22 protein-coding genes are annotated in these 23,503 nt (G+C 65.2%); 17 read left to right on the top strand and 5 right to left on the bottom strand.

Translation table 11 applies throughout. The annotated features are described in order from the left end of the window. The first annotated feature begins 214 nt into the window (after positions 1–214). The 5 genes from HLH45_RS02235 to HLH45_RS02215 all read left to right on the top strand — a co-directional run bounded on the left by HLH45_RS02235 (position 215) and on the right by HLH45_RS02215 (position 6,142). Positions 215–1,522, top strand: coding sequence for a M20 family metallopeptidase (locus HLH45_RS02235; protein ID WP_008577382.1), 1,308 nt, complete (start codon positions 215–217; stop codon positions 1,520–1,522). Positions 1,523–1,678: 156 nt separating this feature from the next. Beyond that, positions 1,679–2,494: an NADPH-dependent 7-cyano-7-deazaguanine reductase QueF gene (gene queF / locus HLH45_RS02230; protein WP_008577380.1), complete on the top strand. Its 816-nt coding sequence runs from the start codon at positions 1,679–1,681 to the stop codon at positions 2,492–2,494. Positions 2,495–2,596: 102 nt separating this feature from the next. After that, positions 2,597–2,890, top strand: a complete 294-nt coding sequence (locus HLH45_RS02225; protein ID WP_003484545.1) for a LysM peptidoglycan-binding domain-containing protein — start codon at positions 2,597–2,599, stop codon at positions 2,888–2,890. A gap of 105 nt (positions 2,891–2,995) precedes the next feature. Beyond that, on the top strand, positions 2,996–3,553 hold the full coding sequence (locus HLH45_RS02220; RefSeq protein ID WP_008577377.1) for a RodZ family helix-turn-helix domain-containing protein: 558 nt from the start codon (positions 2,996–2,998) through the stop codon (positions 3,551–3,553). A gap of 357 nt (positions 3,554–3,910) precedes the next feature. Further along, on the top strand, positions 3,911–6,142 hold the full coding sequence (locus HLH45_RS02215; protein ID WP_008577375.1) for an NADP-dependent isocitrate dehydrogenase: 2,232 nt from the start codon (positions 3,911–3,913) through the stop codon (positions 6,140–6,142). Positions 6,143–6,213: 71 nt separating this feature from the next. On the opposite strand, the gene HLH45_RS02210 is transcribed toward HLH45_RS02215, so the two are convergent. Continuing rightward, complete coding sequence (locus HLH45_RS02210; protein ID WP_008577373.1) at positions 6,214–6,474, bottom strand: hypothetical protein; 261 nt, start codon at positions 6,472–6,474, stop codon at positions 6,214–6,216. A gap of 101 nt (positions 6,475–6,575) precedes the next feature. Here HLH45_RS02210 and HLH45_RS02205 point away from each other — a divergent pair, with 101 nt between their 5' ends. The 3 genes from HLH45_RS02205 to HLH45_RS02195 all read left to right on the top strand — a co-directional run bounded on the left by HLH45_RS02205 (position 6,576) and on the right by HLH45_RS02195 (position 10,429). After that, positions 6,576–7,520 carry a LysR substrate-binding domain-containing protein gene (locus HLH45_RS02205; protein ID WP_008577370.1) on the top strand — a complete coding sequence of 315 codons (945 nt, stop codon included), beginning with the start codon at positions 6,576–6,578 and terminating at the stop codon, positions 7,518–7,520. After that, complete coding sequence (aceK, locus tag HLH45_RS02200; protein ID WP_008577368.1) at positions 7,517–9,256, top strand: bifunctional isocitrate dehydrogenase kinase/phosphatase; 1,740 nt, start codon at positions 7,517–7,519, stop codon at positions 9,254–9,256. The genes HLH45_RS02205 and aceK overlap by 4 nt, the downstream gene beginning before the upstream one ends. A 288-nt stretch (positions 9,257–9,544) precedes the next feature. Then, complete coding sequence (locus HLH45_RS02195; protein ID WP_008577366.1) at positions 9,545–10,429, top strand: TonB C-terminal domain-containing protein; 885 nt, start codon at positions 9,545–9,547, stop codon at positions 10,427–10,429. A gap of 107 nt (positions 10,430–10,536) precedes the next feature. On the opposite strand, the gene rho is transcribed toward HLH45_RS02195, so the two are convergent. Both rho and trxA read right to left on the bottom strand, forming a co-directional pair. Beyond that, positions 10,537–12,411 (bottom strand): transcription termination factor Rho, encoded by a 1,875-nt coding sequence (gene rho / locus HLH45_RS02190; protein WP_014091240.1) that lies wholly within the window; start codon positions 12,409–12,411, stop codon positions 10,537–10,539. A gap of 216 nt (positions 12,412–12,627) precedes the next feature. Then, on the bottom strand, positions 12,628–12,969 hold the full coding sequence (gene trxA / locus HLH45_RS02185) for a thioredoxin TrxA (protein WP_005923050.1): 342 nt from the start codon (positions 12,967–12,969) through the stop codon (positions 12,628–12,630). 198 nt (positions 12,970–13,167) lie between these two features. Between trxA and rhlB the strand changes: the two genes are divergently transcribed. The 6 genes from rhlB (at position 13,168) to rpoH (ending at position 19,239) form a co-directional block, all read left to right on the top strand. Further along, on the top strand, positions 13,168–14,883 hold the full coding sequence (rhlB, locus tag HLH45_RS02180) for an ATP-dependent RNA helicase RhlB (protein WP_008577362.1): 1,716 nt from the start codon (positions 13,168–13,170) through the stop codon (positions 14,881–14,883). 75 nt (positions 14,884–14,958) lie between these two features. Next, the gene (gene ftsE, locus HLH45_RS02175) at positions 14,959–15,645 is read left to right on the top strand and encodes a cell division ATP-binding protein FtsE (protein ID WP_003484499.1); all 687 of its coding nucleotides are present in this window, start codon (positions 14,959–14,961) and stop codon (positions 15,643–15,645) included. Further along, a complete protein-coding gene (gene ftsX / locus HLH45_RS02170; protein WP_008577360.1) occupies positions 15,642–16,592 on the top strand; it encodes a permease-like cell division protein FtsX in 951 nt (316 codons plus the stop codon). The genes ftsE and ftsX overlap by 4 nt, the downstream gene beginning before the upstream one ends. Positions 16,593–16,600: 8 nt before the next feature. Then, a complete protein-coding gene (locus HLH45_RS02165) occupies positions 16,601–17,443 on the top strand; it encodes a response regulator (protein ID WP_003484494.1) in 843 nt (280 codons plus the stop codon). Continuing rightward, the gene (ung, locus tag HLH45_RS02160; protein ID WP_011348803.1) at positions 17,440–18,165 is read left to right on the top strand and encodes a uracil-DNA glycosylase; all 726 of its coding nucleotides are present in this window, start codon (positions 17,440–17,442) and stop codon (positions 18,163–18,165) included. The genes HLH45_RS02165 and ung overlap by 4 nt, the downstream gene beginning before the upstream one ends. Before the next feature lie 198 nt (positions 18,166–18,363). Continuing rightward, the gene (gene rpoH / locus HLH45_RS02155) at positions 18,364–19,239 is read left to right on the top strand and encodes an RNA polymerase sigma factor RpoH (protein ID WP_005911428.1); all 876 of its coding nucleotides are present in this window, start codon (positions 18,364–18,366) and stop codon (positions 19,237–19,239) included. Between the two features lie 78 nt (positions 19,240–19,317). Here the strand turns inward: rpoH and HLH45_RS02150 are convergent, their stop codons facing one another. Both HLH45_RS02150 and HLH45_RS02145 read right to left on the bottom strand, forming a co-directional pair. Beyond that, the gene (locus tag HLH45_RS02150; protein ID WP_011348802.1) at positions 19,318–19,932 is read right to left on the bottom strand and encodes a trimeric intracellular cation channel family protein; all 615 of its coding nucleotides are present in this window, start codon (positions 19,930–19,932) and stop codon (positions 19,318–19,320) included. A 50-nt stretch (positions 19,933–19,982) separates the two neighbouring features. After that, complete coding sequence (locus tag HLH45_RS02145) at positions 19,983–21,275, bottom strand: NAD(P)/FAD-dependent oxidoreductase (RefSeq protein WP_008577165.1); 1,293 nt, start codon at positions 21,273–21,275, stop codon at positions 19,983–19,985. Positions 21,276–21,393: 118 nt separating this feature from the next. Here HLH45_RS02145 and HLH45_RS02140 point away from each other — a divergent pair, with 118 nt between their 5' ends. From HLH45_RS02140 to HLH45_RS02130, 3 genes are read left to right on the top strand one after another with little or no spacing between them, the layout of a single operon-like run. Then, positions 21,394–21,924: a hypothetical protein gene (locus tag HLH45_RS02140; RefSeq protein ID WP_029820488.1), complete on the top strand. Its 531-nt coding sequence runs from the start codon at positions 21,394–21,396 to the stop codon at positions 21,922–21,924. Next, a complete protein-coding gene (locus HLH45_RS02135) occupies positions 21,921–22,763 on the top strand; it encodes an NYN domain-containing protein (protein WP_008577168.1) in 843 nt (280 codons plus the stop codon). Before HLH45_RS02140 ends, HLH45_RS02135 begins: the two co-directional genes overlap by 4 nt. Further along, positions 22,760–23,416 carry a glutathione S-transferase family protein gene (locus tag HLH45_RS02130; RefSeq protein WP_008577169.1) on the top strand — a complete coding sequence of 219 codons (657 nt, stop codon included), beginning with the start codon at positions 22,760–22,762 and terminating at the stop codon, positions 23,414–23,416. The genes HLH45_RS02135 and HLH45_RS02130 overlap by 4 nt, the downstream gene beginning before the upstream one ends. Positions 23,417–23,503: the final 87 nt, after the last annotated feature.

The raw sequence follows: 23,503 nt of genomic DNA, 5'->3' as shown, positions 1-23,503 counted from the left end.
GGGCGGCGGTGCAAAGCATATCGTTGCGCTCTGCCAATTGAGCGTTACTGAAGTAACGGCTCGGCTGGCGAAATGACCGCAACGGTCACAGGTGCACTGCAGCGGCAACGCGCCACGGCTGCCGCGGTTGACCGCCGGGCTGAATCGGGCCCCACTGCAGCCCATCCGGCGCGCGCCTGCACTACATTAAGCAACCATCTATCGAGGATTACCGATGCGCCCCTCCCGCCTGCTGACCAGTGCGCTGCTGCTCGCCCTGCCCACGCTCGCCACCGCGCAGACCGCGCAGCGGCCCGAAGTTCAGGCCGCTGCCGCCCCGCTGCAGGCCAAGCTGGTGCAATGGCGCCGCGACTTCCACCAGCATCCGGAGTTGTCCAACCGCGAGGAGCGCACTGCCGCCACCGTGGCCGCGCAGCTGCGCAAGCTGGGCCTCAAGCCGCGCACCGGCATCGCCCATCACGGCGTGGTGGCCATCATCAAGGGCGGCAGGCCGGGGCCGAAGATCGCGCTGCGTGCCGACATGGACGCGCTGCCGGTGAAAGAACAGACCGGGCTGCCGTTCGCTTCCAGGGCCACCGCCGAATACCGCGGCGAGCAGGTCGGGGTGATGCACGCCTGCGGCCACGATGCGCATACCGCGATCTTGCTCGGCGTGGCCGAAGCGCTGGTGGGCATGCGCGAGCAGTTGCCCGGCGAAGTGATGCTGATCTTCCAGCCCTCCGAAGAAGGCGCGCCCGGCAACGAAGAGGGCGGCGCCTCGCTGATGCTCAAGGAAGGCCTGTTCGCCGATTTCAAGCCGCAGGCGGTGTTCGGCCTGCATGTGTTCTCCAGCGTGCAGGCCGGCAAGATCGCGGTGCGCAGCGGCCCGCTGATGGCGGCCTCGGACCGCTTCGCGATCAAGATGATCGGCCGCCAGACCCACGGCTCGGCGCCGTGGAACGGCATCGACCCGATCGTGGCCAGCGCCGACATGATCGGCGCCGCGCAGACGGTGATCAGCCGCCGCGCCAACCTCTCCAAGCAGCCGGCGGTGCTCAGCTTCGGCGCGATCAAGGGCGGCATCCGCTACAACATCATCCCCGATGATGTGGAAATGGTGGGCACCATCCGCACCTTCGACGAGGGCATGCGGCAGCAGATCTTTGCCGATCTCAAGAACGTGGCCGAACACACCGCCGCCGCGCACGGGGCCAAGGTCCAGGCGCAGGTGCCGGATCAGCCAGGCAACCCGGCTACCGTCAACGACCCTGCATTGACTGCGAAGATGCTGCCCAGCCTGCAGGCCGTGGTGGGTGCCGACAATGTGTACGAGCCGCCGTTGCAGATGGGCGCGGAAGATTTCTCGTTCTACGCCCAGCAGGTGCCGTCGATGTTCTTCTTCGTCGGCTCCACCGCCAAGGGTATCGATCCGGCCACCGCACCCAGCAACCATTCGCCGCAGTTCCTGCTGGACGAGTCGTCGCTGGATGTGGGCTTGCGCGCGCTGTTGCAGGTGTCGCTGGATTATCTGCAGCAGGGGTGAATCGGGAATCGGGAATCGTCTGCGGCTGGGCGATTCTCGCTTCCGGCGGCGGTGCGGGGTGATTGGGCACGAGCGATGCTCTGCGAGTGCTCCCTTGGCCCGTGATACGCCTCGCCATACACCTCACGGCCAGCCCGTGCGGCCTAAAATGGCGGCATGAATACCCCAGAAGATTCCACCCTCGGTCGTGAGGTCGCCTATCCGAGCGGCTACGACCCGTCGTTGCTGTTTCCGATTCCGCGTGCGGCCGGGCGCCAGGCCATCGGGCTGACCGGTGAGCTGCCGTTTATCGGCCGCGATCGCTGGCATGCCTACGAACTCAGCTGGCTCGATGCGCAAGGCAAGCCCTGCGTGGCCACCGCCACCTTGCATGTGCCCTGCGATTCGCCTTCGCTGATCGAATCCAAGTCGCTCAAGCTGTATCTCAACTCGCTCAACGCCACCCGCTTCAACAGCGCCGAAGCGGTACGCACGCGCATTGCCACCGACCTGTCCACGCGCGCTGGTGCCGATGTGGCGGTGGAGTTCGGCCTACCGCCGATCGACGCGGTGGGCGAGGGCGAATCGATCGATGCGCTGGATGTCAGCATCGACGATTACGGCCCGCCGAACGCGGCCTATCTCTGCGCACGCGCGCAGCCAGCGGTGGAAGAAGTGCTGACCTCGGCCTTGCTCAAATCCAATTGCCCGGTGACTGGTCAGCCGGATTGGGCCAGCGTCACCTTGCGTTACCGCGGCGCACCGATCGATCGCGAGGGATTGCTGCGTTATCTGGTGAGTTTCCGCGACCACGCCGAGTTTCATGAGCAATGCGTCGAGCGCATTTTCAACGACGTGCTGACCCAGTGCGCGCCGCAGTGGCTGGTGGTGGAAGCGCGCTACACACGTCGTGGCGGCCTGGACATCAACCCGCTGCGCAGTTCGGCCAGCGTGCCGACGCCGCTGTCGATCTTCCGCGACCTGCGCCAATAGATCGCGCTCATGCGGGATCGCGCGGGCTTCACGGCGGCGCGATCCACGCTTAACAGCGCCCCGCGCACCCTGCTGACACCGCGATGCACAGGGATTGCAGCAATGAGTGTCGACAAGAAAGCAGATTTCTCCAACGTCACCTCATCGGTCGATAGCACCGCTGAAGTGACGCCTGCGCCGGATTTTTCCAACGTGCGCACCAGTGTGCAAAGCACCGCGCAGCTTGTTGAAGAATCGGTCACCGTCCAGGCCGGCGACAGCCTCTCCAGTATTGCCAAGCGCCATCTGGGCGACGGCAATCTGTGGCCACGTATTTTCGAAGCCAATCGCGAAACGCTGCAGGATCCGGACAAGATCTTTCCCGGGCAGGTACTGCGCTTGCCTGCAAAGTCGTAATCGCAGGTCGGCGTCCAGTCTCGCTGGCGGCGGCACGATTCAACACACCTAGACACCCACTCGAGCACTGCGACTGCAGATGTTCTGCTACCGGAGAATCGATTTATGCGTATCACCTCTGTTTCGAGCAGCTTCGCCCTTGCCCTGGCCGGCGTTCTCGCAGTGTCCGGCTGCAGCAAGAAAGCCGACGACGACAGCGTTTCCAAGGACCCCACGTCCGGTGCCGCAACCGACGCGATGCCCGGCCCGGCTGCCACCCCGCCGGGGAGCGATCAGGCTGCCCAGGGTAGCGCCACCGGTGCGGCCAGCACCGATGGCGGTGCTGCGATGGGCAGCGCAGTGACGGTGTCCAGCGTGGCGGTCGGCACCCAGGCCGCGGCGGACAAGACGGTGACGCCGGCCACCAGTGTCGGCAGCAAGGACACCATCATCGTCTCGGTCAAGACCGACGGCAGCGCCAGCAACGTGGCCGTGTCGGCGAAGCTGACCTACCAGGATGGCCAGGTGGCCGGCGAACAGAATGCGACGTTGAATACCACCGGTGCGGAAACCACCAACCTGAGCTTCAGCAAGCCCGATGGCTGGCCGGCCGGCACCTACACCGCGCAGGTGATGGTGGACGGCAAGCCTGCAGGTAATCCGCAGACCATCACCGTCAAGTAAGGATGGGTGATGGAGTGGGATGTGCAGCCTTGGCCGCGCGTCGCCACTGCTTCAGTCAACGGGTGGCTCGACGTGGCACCAAGCCACCCAAGCAGGGCGCGACCGATGACGTCGCGCCTTTTTTTTGCATCGCATTTGTTACAGCTGCATCCATGTCGATTGCCCTGGTGACGGGACGAAGCATCCGCCTGTGGTCGCTTTACCCGGGCGCGGCTCAGACGCGACAATGCCGTGCTGATCCATCGCCGCATCCAACGCGCTGGTTAACCGGTGTGCATCAACGACCCCGTCGCGCGCACCACTGCCATCGTCCGTGAATGCCGGCGCTCCTCCCGACCACAAGAGCCATCGCACCTCATGTCGAAGACACCGAAGATCCTGTACACGCTCACCGACGAAGCACCCTACCTGGCCACGCAGTCGCTGCTGCCGATCATCGATGCCTACACCGATACCGCCGGCATCGTGGTCGAAACGCGCGATATCTCGCTGGCCGGCCGCATTCTGGCGCTGTTTCCCGAGCATTTGAGCGACACGCAGAAGATCGCCGACGACCTGGCCGAACTGGGTGAGCTGGCCACCACGCCGGAAGCCAACATCATCAAGCTGCCCAACATCAGCGCCTCGGTGCCGCAGCTCAAGGCCGCGATCAAGGAACTGCAGGGCCAGGGCTATGCATTGCCGGCGTATCCGGATGAACCCAAGGATGCCGCGGAAAAAGACATCAAGGCGCGCTACGACAAGGTCAAGGGCAGCGCGGTGAATCCGGTGCTGCGCGAGGGCAATTCCGATCGTCGTGCACCGCTGTCGGTAAAAAACTACGCGCGCAAGCATCCGCACCGCATGGGCAAGTGGAGCCGCGATTCCAAGTCGCACGTGTCGCACATGGAGTCTGGCGATTTCTTCGGTAGCGAACAGTCCACCACGCTGGCCGACGCCGGCACGCTGAAGATCGAGTTCGTGGGCAACGATGGCAGCAGCACCGTGCTGAAAGACAAGGTGGCGGTGAAGGCGGGCGAAATCGTCGACGCTGCCGTATTGAGCAAGCGTGCGCTGGCCAGCTTCATCGACGCGCAGATTGCCGATGCCAAGGCCCGCGACGTGCTGTTCTCGGTGCATCTGAAAGCCACCATGATGAAGGTCTCCGACCCGGTGCTGTTCGGCGTGGTGGTCGGCGAGTTCTACAAGGACACGCTGAGCAAGCATGCCGATGCGCTCAAGTCGGTCGGCTTCGATCCCAACAACGGCATCGGCGATCTGTACGCACGTATCACGTCGCTGCCGGAAGCGAAGCAAACCGAAATCAAGGCCGATATCCAGGCCGAATACGCGCAGCGCCCGGGCCTGGCGATGGTCAATTCGGACAAGGGCATCACCAACCTGCATGTGCCCAGCGACGTGATCGTCGATGCTTCCATGCCGGCGATGATTCGCGACTCCGGCCAGATGTGGAATGCCCAAGGCAAGTTGCAGGACACCAAGGCGGTGATTCCGGACCGCTGCTATGCCGGCGTATACCAGGCGGTGATCGACGACTGCAAGGCGCATGGTGCGTTCGATCCGGCCACGATGGGTTCGGTGCCCAATGTGGGGCTGATGGCGCAGAAGGCCGAAGAATACGGCTCGCACGACAAGACCTTCCAGATGGCCGCTGCCGGCACCGTCAAGGTCACCGATGGCAACGGCAAGACGGTGTTCGAGCACGCCGTGGAAGCCGGCGATCTGTGGCGCATGTGCCAGGTCAAGGACGCGCCGATCCAGGACTGGGTGAAGCTGGCCGTAGAGCGCGCCCGCCTGAGCGAGACGCCGGCCGTGTTCTGGCTGGACAAGGCGCGCGCACACGATGCGCAGGTGATCGCCAAGGTCGAGCAGTATCTGAAGGATCACGACACCAACGGCCTGGATATCCGCATCCTGCCGCCGGTGGAAGCGACCACGTTCTCGCTGGAGCGCATCCGCAAGGGCCAGGACACCATCTCGGTCACCGGCAATGTGCTGCGCGACTACCTCACCGACCTGTTCCCGATCATGGAGCTGGGCACCAGCGCCAAGATGCTCTCCATCGTGCCGCTGATGGCCGGTGGCGGCCTGTTCGAAACCGGTGCCGGTGGTTCGGCGCCCAAGCATGTGCAGCAGTTTGTCGAAGAGAACTGCCTGCGCTGGGATTCGCTGGGTGAATTCCTGGCCCTGGCCGCGTCGCTCGAGCATCTGGGCAACCGTTACGACAATCCGTCGGCCACGGTGCTGGCCAAGGCGCTGGATGTCGCCAATGGTCAGTTCCTGGACAACAACAAGTCGCCCGCGCGCAAGGTCGGCGAGCTCGACAACCGCGGCAGCCACTTCTATCTGGCCATGTACTGGGCGCAGGCCCTGGCCGCGCAGACCGAAGACACGGCATTGCAGGCCAAGTTCGCGCCGCTGGCCAAGGCCCTGACCGAGAACGAAGCCACCATCGTGGGCGAACTCAACGGCGCGCAGGGCAGGCCGGTGGAAATTGGCGGTTACTACCATCCCGACCTGGCCAAGGTCAGCGAGGCGATGCGCCCGAGCAAGACCTTCAACGACATCCTGGCCACGCTGAAAGCCTGAGTCGCCGCACCGCCTGCGGTCTCCGCATGGCGTGTTCAAGGCCCGTCTCGCAAGAGGCGGGCCTTGTCGTTTCAGCGAAACGGCGACAATGCCGTCACGCCACGCAGCAGGCGTCGGCTGAGCCGCGCCATGCGTCGCTCGCGCCGGCGTTGCGAAGGCGGATCGGTCATTGTCTGAACGTCTTGCCGTGGCTCCGCGGGAGATTCCGGCGATTCCATTGAGGTCTGCCCTTGCATCGCCTCCACTGCCGTGTCCGGTTCCGCCAGGCGCTGGGCCAGTGCCACATTGGCAATGTGGCCGTGCTGAAACAACAGTTCGCTAAAGATGCGCATGGCCCACCTCCACTTGAGTGGAATCCACGGTAGGCGCAGGCTAGGGGACGTAAAAGCGAGACTTTTACAAGTGAGTCTTGAAATCCATTCAAGGGTTGGCCATGTCGCGTCCGCCGCTTCACGCATTGCAAGGCTTCGTCAGCGCGGTACGCCTGGGCAACCTGTCGCGCGCTGCTGGCGCGATGCATCTGACTGTCAGCGCCCTTAGTCACCAGATGCGCGTGCTTGAACAACGGCTCGGGTATCCGCTGCTGCAACGGCATGCGCGCGGCGTCACTGCCACGCCGCAGGGCCAGCAACTGCTCGACCGCATCGCACCGCACCTGGACGCCATCGCCGAGGCATTCGAGCCATTCGGTGCGCGTCGCGAAGACACCCTGACCCTAAGTCTCACGCCGTCGATGGCATCGGCCTGGCTGGTGCCACGCCTGGGCGAATTTCTGGCCATTCATCCCACCATCGAAATCAACCTGCTGTCGAGCGAGCGGCTGGTGGATTTCGAGCGCCAGCAGCAAGTGGATGCCGCCATGCGCATCGGCGCCGGGCAATGGCCTGGCGTCATCGCCGAGCCCTTGTTCGACGAATGGCTGGTGCCGATGGCAAGCCCGGCCCTGATCGCCCGCATGGGCGGCGTGGAGGCGCCACCGTTGCATCAGTGGCCATTGCTGGGCGACCCGGATGACGCCTGGTTGCGCTGGTTTGCCGCGTTCGGCGGCGATGTGCCGCGACGCTATGTCGCCGTACTCGACGAATCGGAGGCACACCACCGTGCCGCCCTGGATGGCGTCGGCGTCGCACTGGGCCGCGTGACGCGCGCACGTCTGTTGCTGGCGTCCGGCCAGCTGGTGGCGTTGTCCACGCAACGGCTCAAGACCAGTTGGTCGCATTACCTGGTGTATCCGCCACGTTCCAGCACGCATGGCGGATTTCTCGCGTTTCGCACCTGGCTGCAGGGCCAGGCGCGCGAACACGCCGCGCATGCGCAACAGGCGACGGCCATACCACTTGCCGCGCGCCGCAAGCGCTCCGGGACACTGCCGCCATGAGCCATCCACCCTTGCCACCACAATCCGAGCGCCGCGCGCTGGCGATCGCCCAGGCCGTGTACGAAGCGTTCGAGGACTATCACGCGCGCTTTTCCGAAATCACCGCACGCGCCAAACAGCGGTTCGAAGCACGCGACTGGAGCGGCGCGCGCGAAGACGCGGTAGCGCGCATCGCGCTGTACGACCAATACATCGCCGAATGCATGTTGCGCCTGCGTGCAGTACTGCTGGGCCAGGCGCACGATCGCGCGCTGTGGATGCGTGCGCGCGATCATTACGCCGCCTTGCTGAGCGGGTTGATCGACCAGGAGTTGTACAAGACGTTCTACAACACCCTGACCCGGCGCTACTTCGGTACCCACGGCGTCGATGCCGATATCGAATTCATCGCCCTGGATATCGAACCGACCGACGCCATCACCGTGCCTGTTGCGCGCCACACCTATGCGGTCTCGCCCGGCCGCCTGACCGACATGCTGGTGCGGGTGCTCGGCGACTACGCGTTCGCCGTACCGTATACGCACCGCACCCGCTGCGCGGCCGCCATCGCGGTGCGTCTGCTCGACGACCTTGCGCATTGGGGCGAGCATCCGGTGCGCAGCGTGGAATTACTGGAGACGGTGTTCTATCGCGAGCGGCGCGCGTATCTGGTCGGACGCGTGTTCGGCGAACATCGCTTTTCGCCGTGCGTGATCGCGCTGATCAACGACGAGGCAGGCCTGCGCGCCGAAGCGGTGTTGACCCGGCGCAGCGATGTCGCGCAATTGTTCAGTAACTCGCGTAGCTATTTTCAAGCCGACCTGTCCACTGTCGGCGACGCGGTGGTGTTCCTGCGCAGCCTGCTCACCCACAAGCCGGTCGATGAGCTATACACGATGCTGGGTCGCGCCAAACAGGGCAAGACCGAGCGTTACCGCACGTTTTTTAGTCATTTTCAGGCGCATCCGTCCGAACAGCTGGTGCACGCCGACGGCACTCCCGGCATGGTCATGGTGGTGTTTACGCTGCCCAGTTATCCGCTGGTCTTCAAACTCATTCGCGACCGCTTTGCGTATCCCAAAACCATGAGCCGCGCGCAGGTAGAGGGCAAGTACGAACTGGTCTTCCAGCTCGACCGCATCGGCCGCCTGCTCGACGCGCAGCCGTATCGCTTCCTGCGCTTCCCCAAGGCGCGCTTTTCACCGGCGTTGCTGCAGGAACTGCAGACCAGCTGCGCGATGAGCCTGAGCGAAGACGGCGACGATGTCCTGATCGCACTGTGCTATGTGCAGCGCCGGTTGCGCCCGTTGAATCTGTACCTGCGCGAACAATTGCCCGAAGCCGCGCATGCCGCAGCGCTGGACTACGGCCAGGCCATCAAGGACATGGCGCGCAACAACATCTTTCCCGGCGACATGTTGCTGAAGAATTTCGGCATTACCCGCCATCAGCGCGCGGTGTTCTACGACTACGACGAGCTGTGCCTGATCACCGAATGCAACTTCCGCGATTGGCCAGTACCCGCCACTTACGAAGAACAGATGGCCGCAGAACCCTGGTTCCATGTCGGCCCGCGCGACGTCTTTCCCGAGCGCTTCGCCTTGTTCATGGGCCTGCCCGCCTCGCAACTGGAAGCGGTCAAGCACCAGCACCCGGAACTGTTCGACCCACGCTGGTGGCGCGACCTGCAGAGCCGGCTGCGCGAAGACGATTATCCCGACACCCCGCCCTATGCGGAGTCGCGCAGGCTGGCCTAGAGCGTGTGATGTACGTTGAGATGAGTGCGAAGCGTCCCGTGGCGCGTCGAGACAAGGCGCGCCACGCGGTATCGGCGCGCCACCGGGCGCTTCCCGAAGGGTTGGTCGTCAGCGGCAGCGCGCACCGCGCAGCTTGCCTTGGCGCCAGCCAAGCCGGCGCTACGCAGCACCCGCTCCGCACCGCGGGCGGCCAACGCATCTCTTCTCAACATGCATGACACGCTCTAGTGATTTACCGGCAGCGGCAACACTGGTACAACGCACGCTACATCATCAGGGAGTGCGGTCATGCAATGGAAGCAGCGTTTCAGTCTTGGCATCTTGTTGGCATTGAGCAGCATCGCAGCGACGCAGGCACGTCCAGGCGCAGAACAGGCGCACATGCAAATTGAGGCCAGCATGAATGTGGCAGGCGAGTTGACCCTGACCCCGGACGGTACCGTCACGGCAGTGAAACTTGCCGACGAAGCGAGCTTGCCGCCGGCAGTGCGCGAGCGGATCAAGCGTTCGGTCGCATCGTGGCGCTTCGACCCTGTGCGCGACAACGGAAGCGCCTTGCCCGCGCAGTTGCCGATGAGCCTGCTGCTGGTCGCCAAACAGGGGGAAGGGGAAAATTATCTGGTGTCGATCCGTAGTGCGCATTTTGGCGGCCAGGCGCAGGACGCGACGAGTGTGCGCACCAACGACATGCGGCCGCCGCGCTACCCCGAAGCGGCGTTTCGGGCCGGTGCCACCGGCGTGGTCTATCTGATGCTCAAGATCGGGCGCGACGGCAAGGTCCAGGATCTGATCGCAGAGCAAGTCAACCTGACATCCCTCGTGCCGGAATCCAAACGTGCACGGTTGCGCCAGGCGTTTGCCGATGCGGCCTCGACGAAGGCGCGTGCATGGACGTTTCTGCCGCCGACAGAGGGTCCGGACGTCAAGGCGCCGTACTGGGTCATGCGTGTTCCGGTCAGCTTCGACATCGGAACGTCGCCACGCGATCTGATCGCCGCACAACAGGTCCAGAAATGGCGTTCGTATCTGCCTGGCCCCCGTCAGGCCGCCCCATGGGATGAACAGCGCGGCGCAGCGACATCGAGCGACAGCCCGGATGCCCTGCCTGCCAGCGGGTTGTTCTCCGCACGCGGGGAAGGTGTTCGCCTGGTCACGCCGCTGCAAGGAAGTTGAGCGCGGCTCACAGAGCTGACAGAGAAGGCTAAAGCCTGCGCAACGGCCGCCTCGCACAAAAAAGCCCCGCAATGCGGGGCTTTTTCGTCTCGATGAACCGACTGGACTCAGCGCTTCATCGAACTGAAGAACTCGTCGTTGGACTTGGTGGTCTTCATCTTGTCCAACAGGAATTCCATTGCCGCGATTTCGTCCATCGGGTGCAGCAGCTTGCGCAGGATCCAGATCTTCTGCAGCAGTTCCGGCTCGATCAATAGATCTTCGCGGCGCGTGCCCGAGCGGTTGATGTCGATTGCCGGGTACACACGCTTTTCGGTGATGCGACGGTTCAGGTGCACTTCGCTGTTGCCGGTGCCCTTGAACTCTTCGTAGATCACCTCGTCCATCTTGCTGCCGGTTTCCACCAGCGCCGTGGCGATGATGGTCAGCGAGCCGCCTTCTTCCACGTTACGCGCCGCACCGAAGAAACGCTTCGGGCGGTGCAGGGCGTTGGCGTCCACACCACCGGTGAGCACCTTGCCGGAGCTGGGCACCACGTTGTTGTAAGCGCGCGCCAGGCGGGTGATGGAGTCCAGCAGGATCACCACGTCCTTCTTGTGCTCGACCAGGCGCTTGGCCCGCTCGATCACCATCTCGGCGACCTGCACGTGACGCGCAGCCGGCTCGTCGAACGTGGAGGAGATGACTTCGCCGCGCACGGTGCGCTGCATTTCGGTCACTTCTTCCGGACGCTCGTCGATGAGCAGCACGATCATGTGCACTTCGGGATGATTGGTGGTGATGGCCGTGGCCACCTGCTGCATCATCATCGTCTTACCGGCCTTGGGCGGGGAGACGATCAGCGCACGCTGACCCTTGCCCTGCGGTGCCATCAGATCCAGGATGCGGCCGGTGATGTCCTCGGTGGAGCCATCGCCACGCTCCAGACGGAAGCGGCGGCGCGGGAACAGCGGGGTCAGGTTCTCGAACAGGACCTTGTTCTTGCTCGCTTCCAGCGGCTCGCCGTTGATGGTGTCGACGATCGACAGCGCGAAATAGCGTTCGCCGTCCTTGGGGAAGCGGATGCGGCCGGACAGGTGGTCGCCGGTGCGCAGGTTGAAGCGACGGATCTGGCTGGGCGAGATATAGGTATCGTCCGGGCCGGCCAGGTAGCTGGCTTCTGCCGCACGCAGGAAACCGAAGCCGTCGGGCAGGATTTCCAGCACGCCGTCGGCGGCAACGCCTTCACCGTGACGGGTCAGCACCTTGAGCAGGGCGAAGATCACGTCCTGCTTGCGCGCACGCGCCACGCCTTCCTGGATGTTGAGCTGGTCGGCGATGTCCAGCAGCTTCTGCGCCGGCATCCGCTTGAGGTCGCTCAGCGAATACACCGGAAAACCTTCCGGCACGGCCGGATGCGGACGCGCGATGAACGGCTCGTTGCTGCCGTCGGACGAGGGCATGCCGCCGTCGTTGCCGAAGCGGTCGCGCGGGCCGCGGTCGCGGCGGTTGCGGAACCGGTCACGGCGGTTGCCCTGCTGGTTCTGGCCTTGCTGGTTTTGTCCCTGACTCTGACCGCCCTGGCCTTGCTGATTCTGGCCGGCGTTCTGGTTCTGGTTCTGGCCCTGCTGCTGACCTTGGCCCTGGTTCTGGCCTTGATTCTGGTTCTGCTGTTGCTGCGCCTGGTTGAAGCGCTGCTGCTGCGACTGGCCAACCTCGCGGGGCTCGCCGTGGGTGTCGCCGCCGTGGCTGGCGCTGGGCGCCTGACCGGCGTGTGCGCCATCGCTGGACGTCTGCGCCGGTGCCGGATCGGCAGCGCGCGACGGTGCCTGCGGGGCACGGGGTGCTTCGGGTGCGGGACTGGTGGGCAAGGGCAGGTTGGGCTGCTGTGCGCCAGCCTCTTCAGTGGCGGCGGCGGTCTTGCTCACGCGCGGCTTGCGCACGCGCTTCTCGACGGGAGCGTCGACGCTGCTCCCGGTATCGGAGGAAGGATGATCGGACAAGTGCGTGATTCCTCGCTAAGGTGCGAGCGCCCAACTAGGGGGCGAACTGGTGGTAGATGGGAGTCTAGAAGAGCTTCTAGAGGGGTGCGGCGGCGCACGAACGTGTGCCGGACCAACTGACACTATCACCGCCGCGCGTGACCGCGCAAGCGTCTTCCCGGGCATGATTTAACTGCCGGCGCATCATCGGGCGCCCATTGCTGGACGCCCGCTTGCTCAGGCGGCCGCGCCACCCAGGGTCTTGTCGATCATCTGGGTCAGCTGGCCCTTGCCGACGGCACCGATCTGGGTCGCCTGCACCTGCCCGTCCTTGAACAGCAACAGCATCGGGATCGAGCGCACGTGGTACTTGATGGCCAGCGCACGGTTCTGGTCCACATTCACCTTGGCGACCTTGAGGCGGCCCTGATAGGTGTCGGCCAGATCGTCCAGCACCGGGGCGATCATCTTGCACGGGCCGCACCACTCGGCCCAGAAATCCACCAGAACCGGTTCGCCCGATTGCAGTACAGCTGTGTCGAAGTCGGCATCGCCGACATGTTGAACCTTATCGCTCACCTTGGGTCTCCTGGAAACCAAAACGGCCCACCCGAACGGGCAGGCCGCTACATTGCGCTAAACTGGGGCATTGCGCGACTGAATCAAGTGCCAGTCCTGAAGCCGCGCTGTCCGCCACAACAGCCGCAGTTTGCGACGCTGTCGGCATCGATGCAAGCCGCGCCCGGGCTGCCCAGGGCGCCTCACGAAGACGGAATAATGAGCGACAAACCGCTGACCGATGTGACCTTTTCCTCGTTCGATCTGCATCCGGCCTTGATCGCCGGGCTGGAGAGCGCCGGGTTTACCCGCTGTACCCCGATCCAGGCGCTGACCTTGCCGGTCGCGCTGCCGGGCGGCGATGTCGCCGGCCAGGCCCAGACCGGTACCGGCAAGACCTTGGCGTTCCTGGTCGCGGTGATGAATCGGCTGCTGATCCGCCCGGCCCTGGCCGACCGCAAGCCGGAAGACCCGCGCGCGCTGATCCTGGCGCCGACCCGCGAGCTGGCGATCCAGATCCACAAGGACGCAGTGAAGTTCGGCGCCGACCTTGGCCTGCGCTTTGCGCTGGTCTATGGCGGGGTGGATTACGACAAACAGCGCGAACTGTTGCAGCAGGGCGTGGACGTGATCATCGCCACCCCGGGCCGCCTGATCGACTACGTCAAGCAGCACAAGGTAGTCTCGCTGCACGCCTGCGAGATCTGCGTGCTGGACGAGGCCGACCGCATGTTCGACCTGGGCTTCATCAAGGACATCCGCTTCCTGCTGCGGCGCATGCCCGAGCGCGGCACCCGGCAGACGTTGTTGTTCTCGGCCACGCTCAGCCACCGCGTGCTGGAGCTGGCCTACGAGCACATGAACGAGCCGGAAAAGCTGGTCGTCGAAACCGAAAGCATCACCGCTGCGCGGGTGCGCCAGCGCATCTATTTCCCCTCCGACGAAGAGAAGCAGACGCTGCTGTTGGGCTTGCTGTCGCGCAGCGAAGGCGCGCGCACCATGGTGTTCGTCAATACCAAGGCGTTCGTGGAGCGCGTGGCGCGCACCCTGGAGCGGCACGGCTACCGGGTCGGCGTGCTGTCGGGCGATGTGCCGCAGAAGAAGCGCGAGTCGCTGCTCAACCGCTTCCAGAAAGGCCAGCTCGAAATCCTGGTCGCCACCGACGTGGCTGCGCGCGGTCTGCATATCGATGGCGTCAAGTACGTCTACAACTACGACCTGCCGTTCGACGCCGAAGACTACGTCCATCGCATCGGCCGCACCGCACGCCTGGGCGAGGAAGGCGATGCGATCAGCTTCGCCTGCGAACGCTATGCGATGAGCCTGCCGGACATCGAGGCCTATATCGAGCAGAAGATCCCGGTCGAGCCGGTGACGTCCGAACTGCTGACGCCGCTGCCGCGTGCGCCACGCGTGCCGGTGGAAGGCGAAGAGGCCGACGACGACGCTGGCGACAGCGTGGGCACGATCTTCCGCGAAGCGCGCGAGCAGCGCGCCGCCGAAGAACAGCGTCGCGGTGGCGGGCGCAGTGGCTCGGGCGGGTCGCGCAGCGGCAGTGGCGGTGGTCGCCGCGAAGGCGCCGGTGCCGATGGCAAGCCGCGTCCGCGTCGCAAGCCACGGGTGGAAGGCCAGGCGCCTGCAACTGCGGCGTCGACCGAACATCCGGTCGTTGCCGCAGCGGCGGGACAGGCACCTTCCGCGGGCGTGGCCGATGCCGAGCGCGCGCCACGCAAGCGTCGGCGTCGTCGTAACGGTCGTCCGGTCGAGGGTGCCGAGCCGGCAGTGGCATCCACGCCGGTTCCCGCACCTGCCGCACCGCGCAAGCCCACCCAGGTGGTTGCCAAGCCGGTGCGTGCCGCCGCCAAGCCGTCGGGCAGCCCCTCGCTGCTCAGCCGGATCGGCCGCCGACTGCGTTCGCTGGTCTCAGGCAACTGACCGTTTGCGGCACTGATCGCATCGCCGCGCATCGGCGATGCGACGCAAGCACTGACGCTCCGGCATAATCGCTGAATGACCGTTCTGCGTTTCGACAACGTCAGCAAGCACTACGCCGGTGGCCACCAGGCGCTGACCGATGTCAGCTTCGAAGTGGCCGATGGCGAGATGCTGTTCGTGACCGGCCACTCCGGCGCCGGCAAAAGTACCTTGCTCAAATTGATCCACCTCAGCGAACGCCCGAGTCAGGGCGCGGTACTGCTGGGCGAACGTAACCTGCTCAAGGTACGTGGCCGGCAGATTCCGCTGCATCGGCGCCAGGTGGGTGCGGTCTATCAGGACCACCGTCTGCTCAACGACCGCAGCATCGCCGAGAACGTGGCCCTGCCGCTGATCTTGCGCGGCACCCGGCGTGCCGAGATCGGCAAGCGCGTGCGCTCGGCATTGGAGCGCATCGGTCTGGCCCATCGCGAGAAAGCCCTGCCGTCGCAATTGTCTGCCGGCGAGCAGCAACGCGTGGGCATCGCGCGCGCCATCGTCGGCGAGCCGCGGCTGCTGGTGGCCGATGAGCCCACCGGCAATCTCGACCCGGCACTGGCCGCGGAAATCATGCAGTTATTCGCCGAACTTCCGGCCCGTGGCACCAGCGTGCTGGTGGTCAGCCACGACCTGGCGCTGCTCAAGCAGATGCGCAAGCGCGTGCTGATCCTGGATCACGGCCGCCTGGTCGACGACATCTCGCCGCAGGACCTGGCCGAATGAGCAAGCCCGCCAATACCGAAACCGTCGCGCCGTCGCGGCTCGGCGTCTGGATCGACCACCATCTGCACAGCATTGCCTTCAGCCTGGGCCGTGCGATGCGCAAGCCGTGGGCCACGTTGCTGACCATCGTGGTGATGGCCCTGGCCCTGGCCCTGCCGCTGGGGCTGTCGATCGCGCTGGATAACGTCAAGCTGCTGGCCGGCAGCGTGCAGCAGTCGCGCGAGATCAATCTGTTTCTGAAGGTCGACGTGGCTGCCGAGGCGGCGCAGGCGCTGGCCGGCGAGCTGCGTGCACGCCCGGATGTCGCCAAGGTCACGCTGCGCACGCCGGAGCAGGGCTTGGCCGCGCTGCGCGAGAGCGCCAAGCTCGATGAAGCGGCCGATGCGCTGGGCGACAACCCGCTGCCCACCTTGCTGATCGTCACTCCCGCCGATGCGACCGACGACGCGCAGCTGGCCAATGCGCTGCAGGCGCTGCCGCAGACCGATCAGGTGCAGCACGATGCGCTGTGGCGCAAGCGCCTGGATGGCTGGTTGCACTTCGGCGAGCGCCTGGTCCAGGTGTTGTCTGCCCTGCTCGGGATCGGTGCGGTGCTGGTGGTCGGCAACACCGTGCGGCTGGACATTCAGTCGCGGCGCGAAGAAATCGGCGTGCTGCAGTTGCTCGGCGCCAGCGATGGCTTCATCCGCCGCCCGTTTTTGTATCTGGGCGCGTGGTACGGACTCGGCGCCGGCGCTGTCGCGCTCGCTCTGATCGCCGCCTCGGGCCTGGCATTGCGTGCGCCGTTGGCGACATTGGCCGACAGTTACGGCAGTTCTTTTACCCTGCACGGGCTGGATCTGTTGCATTCTGCGATGGTGCTGGTCGGCACCTTAGTCCTGGGTTGGTTGGGTGCCTGGCTGGTGACCGGCCATTTCCTTCGCCAGACCCGTCCTACCGAGACCTGAGGCCTGCCATGCATCCACCAGATCTCAAACACCTGATCAGCGACGCACCGCGCGTGATGGTGGTCGATGGTTCCAAGTTGGTGCGCAAGCTGATTGCCGACGTGCTCAAGCGCGACCTGCCCAATGTGCAGGTGATCGGCTGTTCCAACATTGCCGAAGCGCGGCAGGCGCTGGAAGCCGGCGCCGTGGATCTGGTCACCACCTCGCTGTCGCTGCCCGACGGCGACGGCCTGACCCTGGCGCGCAGCGTGCGCGAAACCGCCGGGCAGGCCTATGTACCGGTAATCGTGGTCTCCGGCGATGCGCAGCAGCATCTGGTGGAGCGCCGATTCACCGAGTACGTCACCGATTATTTCGACAAGGCGCTGGGCCATGAAGCCCTGGCGACCTTCATCCGCGGCTACGTGCAGCCCGAGCCGGTGGTGGGGGCGACCGTGCTCTACATCGAAGACAGCCGCGTGGTGGCCGAGGCGACCAAGCGCATGCTCGAACGCCAGAGCCTGAAAGTGGTGCACGTGCTCACCGCCGAAGATGCCTTTGCGCTGCTCACCGCCGAATCGCTGGGCCGCACCGAACGCCGCATCGACGTGGTGCTCACCGACGTGACCCTGAAAGGCGAGCTCAACGGCCGCGACGTGGTCGAGCGTATCCGCATCGATTTCGCCTACGGCAAGCGCCGCCTGCCGGTGCTGGTGATGACCGGCGACACCAACCCGCGCAATCAATCCGACTTGCTGCGGGCCGGTGCCAACGATCTGGTGCAGAAACCGATCGAAGAGCGCCTGCTGGTGACCAAGGTGTTGTTCCAGCTGCGCCTGGCACGCCTGGAGGATCAGGCTGTCACGCTATGACTGAAGGGGAGGGACGCATCCAGCTGGAACCGTCGTGGAAGGCAAGAGTGGGCGACTGGCTGCTGCGCCCGCAGATGCAGGAGCTGTCGGCATTCCTGCGCCAGCGCAAGGCGGCCGGAGCACGGGTGTTTCCGCCCGGCCCGCAGATCTTCGCCGCCTTCGACGCCACCCCGTTCGAACAGGTCAAGGTGGTGATCCTGGGCCAGGACCCGTATCACGGCGAAGGTCAGGCGCATGGGCTGTGCTTCTCGGTATTGCCCGGCGTGCCGGTGCCGCCGTCGCTGCTCAACATCTACAAGGAGATCCAGGACGACCTGGGGATCGCGCGGCCGGATCACGGCTACCTGATGCCCTGGGCGCGCCAGGGCGTGCTGCTGCTCAATGCCGTGCTGACGGTGGAGCAGGGGCGCGCCGGCGCCCACCAGAACAAGGGCTGGGAAGGCTTCACCGATCATGTGGTGGACACCCTCAATCGCGAGCGCGAAGGGCTGGTGTTTCTGCTGTGGGGCAGCTATGCGCAGTCCAAGGGCAAGGTCATCGACCAGGCACGCCATCGGGTCTTGAAGGCGCCGCATCCTTCGCCGCTGTCGGCGCACCGCGGCTTCCTGGGCTGCCGGCATTTTTCCAAGACCAACGACCATTTGCGGCGGCGTGGTCTGAGCCCGATCGACTGGTCGCTGCCACCGCGCAGCGCACTGGACACCACCTCCACCGGCGCCTGAACGACGCTGGCGGCATCCTGGTGCGCAACCAATTTGTCACGGTTTGCACAGGGGCTTGGTGATACCGTAAGCCTCGAATTTGGGGCGCCGGGCTGTAGAACACCGGTGATGCCAAAGACCCGAACGTTCTATAAATGGAATGCTGGGAACTCTTTCTGTACCCGGCAGTCCAATAGTTCGACTGCTAAGATGGTGCCTATGAACCAGACTACCTCGACTGCCCTTGTGGCAAACAATCTCCCGATTCCCAGTGCGCTCGGTTCGCTGGACGCCTACATCGGTGCCGTGCACCAGATCCCGGTGCTGTCGGTCGATGAGGAGCAGGATCTGGCCCGTCGCTTCCGCGACGAGCTGGACCTGGACGCCGCGCGCGAACTGGTCCATTCCCACCTGCGCTTCGTGGTGCACGTGGCTCGCGGCTACAACGGCTACGGCCTGCCGCTGGGCGACCTGATCCAGGAAGGCAATATCGGACTGATGAAGGCGGTCAAGCGCTTCGACCCGGACATGGGCGTGCGCCTGGTCAGCTTCGCGGTGCACTGGATCCGTGCCGAGATGCACGAGTTCATCCTGAAGAACTGGCGCATCGTCAAGGTCGCCACCACCAAGGCGCAGCGCAAGCTGTTCTTCAACCTGCGCAAGTCCAAGACCCGTCTGGGCTGGCTCAATGCGTCGGAAGTGACTGCGGTTGCCAAGGACCTGAACGTCTCCGAGCGTGAAGTGATGGAGATGGAGTCGCGGCTGTCCGGTCGCGATATCGGTTTCGACGCGTCGTCGGACGAAGACGACGATCACGGCCCGCCGTCGCCGGTGAGCTATCTGGTCGCCAATGAAGAAGACCCGTCGCAGGCGTACGAGCGTCACGACAGCGAAGACAACCAGCTGCAGCTGCTGCGCGAAGGCATGGCTGGACTGGACGCGCGCTCGCGCGACATCGTCAAGCGCCGTTGGCTGGATTCCGATTCCAAGGTGACGCTGCAGGAACTGGCAGACGAATACGGCGTCTCGGCCGAGCGTATCCGCCAGATCGAAGCCAATGCGCTGAAGAAGATGAAGGCGCTGTTCGTCGCCTGACCCTGTCGGTCTTGCGCGAGTGGTTGTACAGACGGCCCGGTTTTCCGGGCCGTTTGCATATGTGGTGTTACGCGATTGCTACTCCGGCGGGCGCGCCACCGGCAGATGCCAGCCGTAGCGGATGGCCATGAAGCGCAGGCCGAAACACACGCCGGCGCCGGTCGCCAACGACCAGGCCTGCGGCACATCCAGGACGTGCCCGATCGCGACCAGCCCGCCACCGGCGAGCGCGGCGACCGCATACAGTTCGGCCTGCAACACCACCGGCGTGCGTGCCACCAGCAGATCGCGCGCGATGCCTCCGCCGATGCCGCTGAGCATGCCCAGCAGCGTCGCGCTGAGTGGGCTGAGGTGATAGTCCAGCGCCTTGCTGGTGCCGTAGACCGCAAACAGCGCCAATCCGGCCGCATCGAAGAGTTGCACCGGGTTGCGCAGCCGCTCCACCGCTGCATGCCAATAGAACCCGGCCACGCCGGCCAGGCAGGCCACCAGCAGATACTGCGGCTGCACCAGCGCGGCCGGCGGGGTGGCGCCGATCAGCACATCGCGCACGATGCCGCCGGACACCGCTGCCGCGCAGGAGAGCACCAGCACGCCGAACAGGTCCAGGCGGTTGCGCACCGCCAAGGTCGCTCCGCTCAGGGCGAACACGAAGGTGCCGAGCAGATCCAGCAGGAACAGGACAGTTGCCACGATCGGGTCGTCGAATCAGGCCGCACAGCATCGCACGGCCTGGGCCGCTATCACCCGTCCTTGCTGCTGGGCGGCGGGTCGTCGGCGGCGCCGCCGAAGATGATGCGTGCGGCGCGCTGGTAGCTCCAGTACGCCATCGCCCAGTTCACCAGCACCACGAACCGGTTGCGGAAGCCGATTAGAAAGTACACGTGCGCAGCCAGCCAGAACCACCAGGCGACGATGCCGGACAACTTGAGCTTGCCCACATGCACGATGGCGGCCATGCGGCCGATCGTGGCCAGGTTGCCGTAGTCCTGGTAGCGAAACGCCGGTGCGGTCTGGCCGCGCTGCCGCGCCCGGATCGCCTTGGCGATGTGCTTGCCCATCTGCTTGGCGGCCGGCGCCACGCCCGGCACCGGGCGGCCGTCCTGCTGCACCGAGGCCAGATCGCCGCCGACGAAGATGTCCGGGTGGCCCGGTACGCTGAGGTCGGCCTCGACCAGCACGCGGCCGGCGCGATCCAGCGGCACGCCCAGCGTACGCGCCAGCGGCGAGGCGGCCACGCCGGCGGCCCACACCACGGTGCGTGCCGGCACGAAGGTGTCGCCGAGCTGGTAGCCCAAGGCATCGATCTGCGTGACCGGAGTTCCGGTGTGCACCTCCACGCCCAGACGTTCCAGCTGCTTGCGCGCCTTGGCAGTGAGATCTTCCGGAAACGAGGGCAGCACGCGCGGACCGGCTTCGACCAGGCGCACGCGCGCCTGCCGCGGGTCGATGTGGCGGAACTCGTTCTTGAGCGTGTGGCGGGCGATTTCGGCCAGGGTGCCGGCCAGTTCGACGCCGGTGGGCCCGCCGCCGACCACGGCAAAGCTCAGCCAGGCGGCGCGTGCGGCGGGGTCGGATTCGGCTTCTGCGCGTTCGAAGGCCAGCAGCAGCTTGCGCCGCAGCACCAGCGCGTCGTACAGCGTTTTCAGGCCGGGGGCGTGTTCGGCCCATTGGTCGTTACCGAAATAGGCATGGGTGGCGCCGGTGGCCAGCAGCAGCATGTCGTAGCCGAGCGTGCTGCCATCGGCCAACACCACCTCGCGGCGGTCTGGTGCGATATCGGTGACATCGCCGAGCAGTACTTCGACATTGCGTTGCTCGCGCAGGATGTGCCGGAGCGGCGCGGCGATGTCCGGTGCCGACAAACCGGCGGTGGCCACCTGGTACAGCAGCGGCTGGAACAGGTGGTGGTTCTGGCGGTCGACCAGGGTGATGCGGATGCCGGGGTCGTCGAGCGCGCGGGTCGCCCATAAGCCGGCGAATCCGCCGCCGACCACAACCAGATGCAGCGGAGCTTGGGAGGGGGGAGAGGTCATCGTGAGGTCCGATGGAGTGCGACGCGGGCCCATCAGGATGCCGCATCGGCAATGAACATGCCGCGTGAGCGCGGCCCGCCTGCGGCATCATGTCGCATCTCCCGCTTCCGGCCAGCCCATGTCCTCGCTCCCGCCGCCGTTGCCGCCGTTGTCGTCTGTGCAACCTGCTGCACCGTCGCCGGCAGCTGTCGCCCCAAAGTCGCTCAGTAGTGTGGCGATCGGGCTGATTGGCGTGGCGACGTGCGTGGTGCTGATGGCGATGCTGGTGTTTGGCGCGCTCATCTGGCTGATGTCGACCGGTTGGTCGTTGTTTGCCGATCAGGCGCGCAGTGCGCTACAGGCCGATGCCGTGGTGCAGGAACATATCGGGCAGATCCGCGACATGCGGGTGGATCTGTATCGCACCAGTCTGGCACCGGGGAGCGACGAGTTCGTGTTCGATGTGCAAGGCGATCGCGGCACCGGGCGCGTGCATGCCACCTGGGTCAGCGACGGTGCCGAACGCGAGATCCTGAGTACGGGCGTGCTCACGCTGCGCGATGGTACCGAGTACACATTGCCGGCCGAGACCGACGTGGAGGAGAGTGAGATGGACACCGACACCGACACCGACTTCAAGACCGAATCTGCGAACTCCCTGGAGCAATGAGCATGATCGACAACCCTGACAAACGCATCGCGCTGCTGATCGATGCGGACAATGCGCCGGCCGGAAAGATCGATGTGGTGCTGGCCGAAGTGGCGCGCTACGGCGTGGCCAACGTGCGCCGCGCCTACGGCAACTGGAAGAGCCCGCACTTGAAAGGTTGGGAGGCGGCATTGCACGACTACGCGATCCGGCCGATCCAGCAATTTGCCTACAGTTCCGGCAAGAACGCCTCGGACATGGCGATGGTGATCGATGCGATGGACCTGTTGTACGCGCGCAATCTGGATGGATTTGCGATCGTCTCCAGCGATGCCGATTTCACGCCGCTGGTGATGCGGCTGCTGACCGACGGCATGAAGGTCTACGGCTTCGGCGAGAAGAAGACACCGGCGCCATTCGTCAATGCGTGCTCCAAGTTCACCTATGTCGAGGCGCTCGGGCAACAGGCTGCAGCGGCCAGCGAAACGGCTGCCGGTCGCAAGGACGCCACCGCATTACGCAGCGATACGCGTCTGGTCCAAATGCTACGCAATGCGATCGTCAGCGCCTGCGAAGACGATGGTTGGGCGCTGCTGAGTGCGGTCGGCAAGCAGGTGGCCAACCAGGCCTCGTTCGATCCACGCAACTATGGCTATCGCAAACTCAGCGATCTGGTACGCGCGATCGGCTTGTTCGAGATCAGGCAGGACGAACAGGCGTTGTGGGTGCGCGACGCGCCCAAGGGTGGCGGCAGCGGCGCGAAAACCGCAGTGCCTGCCGCAGTGCCTGCCGCAGCGGCGCCGTCACCGGCCAACAAGCGCGCGGCGCGCGCGCCCGCCAAACCTGCTCCGGGGAAATGACGATGACGCATGCAGCCAGCGACCACACACCGCCGACGATCACGCTGTGGGGGCGTCGCAATTCCAGCAATGTACGCAAGGTGCTGTGGTGCGCCGAAGAAGCCGGCGTGGCCTACGCCTCGATCGAAGTGGGCGGCGCGTTCGGGGGCAACACCACGCCGGAATATCGCGCGCTGAACCCGAACGGGCTGGTGCCGACACTGCAGGATGGCGCGCTGGTGCTGTGGGAATCCAACGCGATCGTGCGCTATCTGGCCGCGCAATATGCGCCGGCGTTGTATCCGCATGCGCCGGCCGAGCGCGCGCTGGGCGATCGCTGGATGGATTGGACCACTTCCACTTTCGCTGGAGTGTTTCGCGACCTGTTCTGGGGCGTTTTGCGCACGCCTGAGGCCGAGCGCGATCACGCACGCATCGCTGCGGCGTTGACCCACTCGGGCGAGTTGCTCGCACGTGCCGATGCGGCATTGGCGCAACAGCCGTACCTGTCCGGCGAGCAGTTCGCGATGGGCGATATTCCGCTGGGCAGCTTCATCTACGCGTGGTTCGAAATGCCGATCGAGCGACCGGAATTGCCGCATCTGCAGGCGTGGTATGCGCGCCTGCGTGCGCGGCCGGCATACCGGCGCGCGGTAATGACCGCGCTGACCTGAGTGTCGCGCCGACGCTGAGTCAATGCGATTCATGACAGGCACCGCCTGAGCTGCCGACCCGGCACGTGCTGCAAGCAAGTGGGCCTT

The sequence above is a fragment of the Xanthomonas euvesicatoria genome (assembly GCF_013112235.1).
Lineage (GTDB): Bacteria > Pseudomonadota > Gammaproteobacteria > Xanthomonadales > Xanthomonadaceae > Xanthomonas > Xanthomonas euvesicatoria.
This window is presented reverse-complemented; position numbering and strand designations above follow the sequence as displayed.

Bases quoted from the DNA above. Each gene is read 5' to 3' on its own strand.
- HLH45_RS02235 (WP_008577382.1), top strand. From the start codon at position 215: ATGCGCCCCTCCCGCCTGCTGACCAGTGCGCTGCTGCTCGCCCTGCCC.
- queF (WP_008577380.1), top strand. From the start codon at position 1,679: ATGAATACCCCAGAAGATTCCACCCTCGGTCGTGAGGTCGCCTATCCG.
- HLH45_RS02225 (WP_003484545.1), top strand. From the start codon at position 2,597: ATGAGTGTCGACAAGAAAGCAGATTTCTCCAACGTCACCTCATCGGTC.
- HLH45_RS02220 (WP_008577377.1), top strand. From the start codon at position 2,996: ATGCGTATCACCTCTGTTTCGAGCAGCTTCGCCCTTGCCCTGGCCGGC.
- HLH45_RS02215 (WP_008577375.1), top strand. From the start codon at position 3,911: ATGTCGAAGACACCGAAGATCCTGTACACGCTCACCGACGAAGCACCC.
- HLH45_RS02210 (WP_008577373.1), bottom strand. From the start codon at position 6,474: ATGCGCATCTTTAGCGAACTGTTGTTTCAGCACGGCCACATTGCCAAT.
- HLH45_RS02205 (WP_008577370.1), top strand. From the start codon at position 6,576: ATGTCGCGTCCGCCGCTTCACGCATTGCAAGGCTTCGTCAGCGCGGTA.
- aceK (WP_008577368.1), top strand. From the start codon at position 7,517: ATGAGCCATCCACCCTTGCCACCACAATCCGAGCGCCGCGCGCTGGCG.
- HLH45_RS02195 (WP_008577366.1), top strand. From the start codon at position 9,545: ATGCAATGGAAGCAGCGTTTCAGTCTTGGCATCTTGTTGGCATTGAGC.
- rhlB (WP_008577362.1), top strand. From the start codon at position 13,168: ATGAGCGACAAACCGCTGACCGATGTGACCTTTTCCTCGTTCGATCTG.
- ftsE (WP_003484499.1), top strand. From the start codon at position 14,959: ATGACCGTTCTGCGTTTCGACAACGTCAGCAAGCACTACGCCGGTGGC.
- ftsX (WP_008577360.1), top strand. From the start codon at position 15,642: ATGAGCAAGCCCGCCAATACCGAAACCGTCGCGCCGTCGCGGCTCGGC.
- HLH45_RS02165 (WP_003484494.1), top strand. From the start codon at position 16,601: ATGCATCCACCAGATCTCAAACACCTGATCAGCGACGCACCGCGCGTG.
- ung (WP_011348803.1), top strand. From the start codon at position 17,440: ATGACTGAAGGGGAGGGACGCATCCAGCTGGAACCGTCGTGGAAGGCA.
- rpoH (WP_005911428.1), top strand. From the start codon at position 18,364: ATGAACCAGACTACCTCGACTGCCCTTGTGGCAAACAATCTCCCGATT.
- HLH45_RS02145 (WP_008577165.1), bottom strand. From the start codon at position 21,275: ATGACCTCTCCCCCCTCCCAAGCTCCGCTGCATCTGGTTGTGGTCGGC.
- HLH45_RS02140 (WP_029820488.1), top strand. From the start codon at position 21,394: ATGTCCTCGCTCCCGCCGCCGTTGCCGCCGTTGTCGTCTGTGCAACCT.
- HLH45_RS02135 (WP_008577168.1), top strand. From the start codon at position 21,921: ATGAGCATGATCGACAACCCTGACAAACGCATCGCGCTGCTGATCGAT.
- HLH45_RS02130 (WP_008577169.1), top strand. From the start codon at position 22,760: ATGACGATGACGCATGCAGCCAGCGACCACACACCGCCGACGATCACG.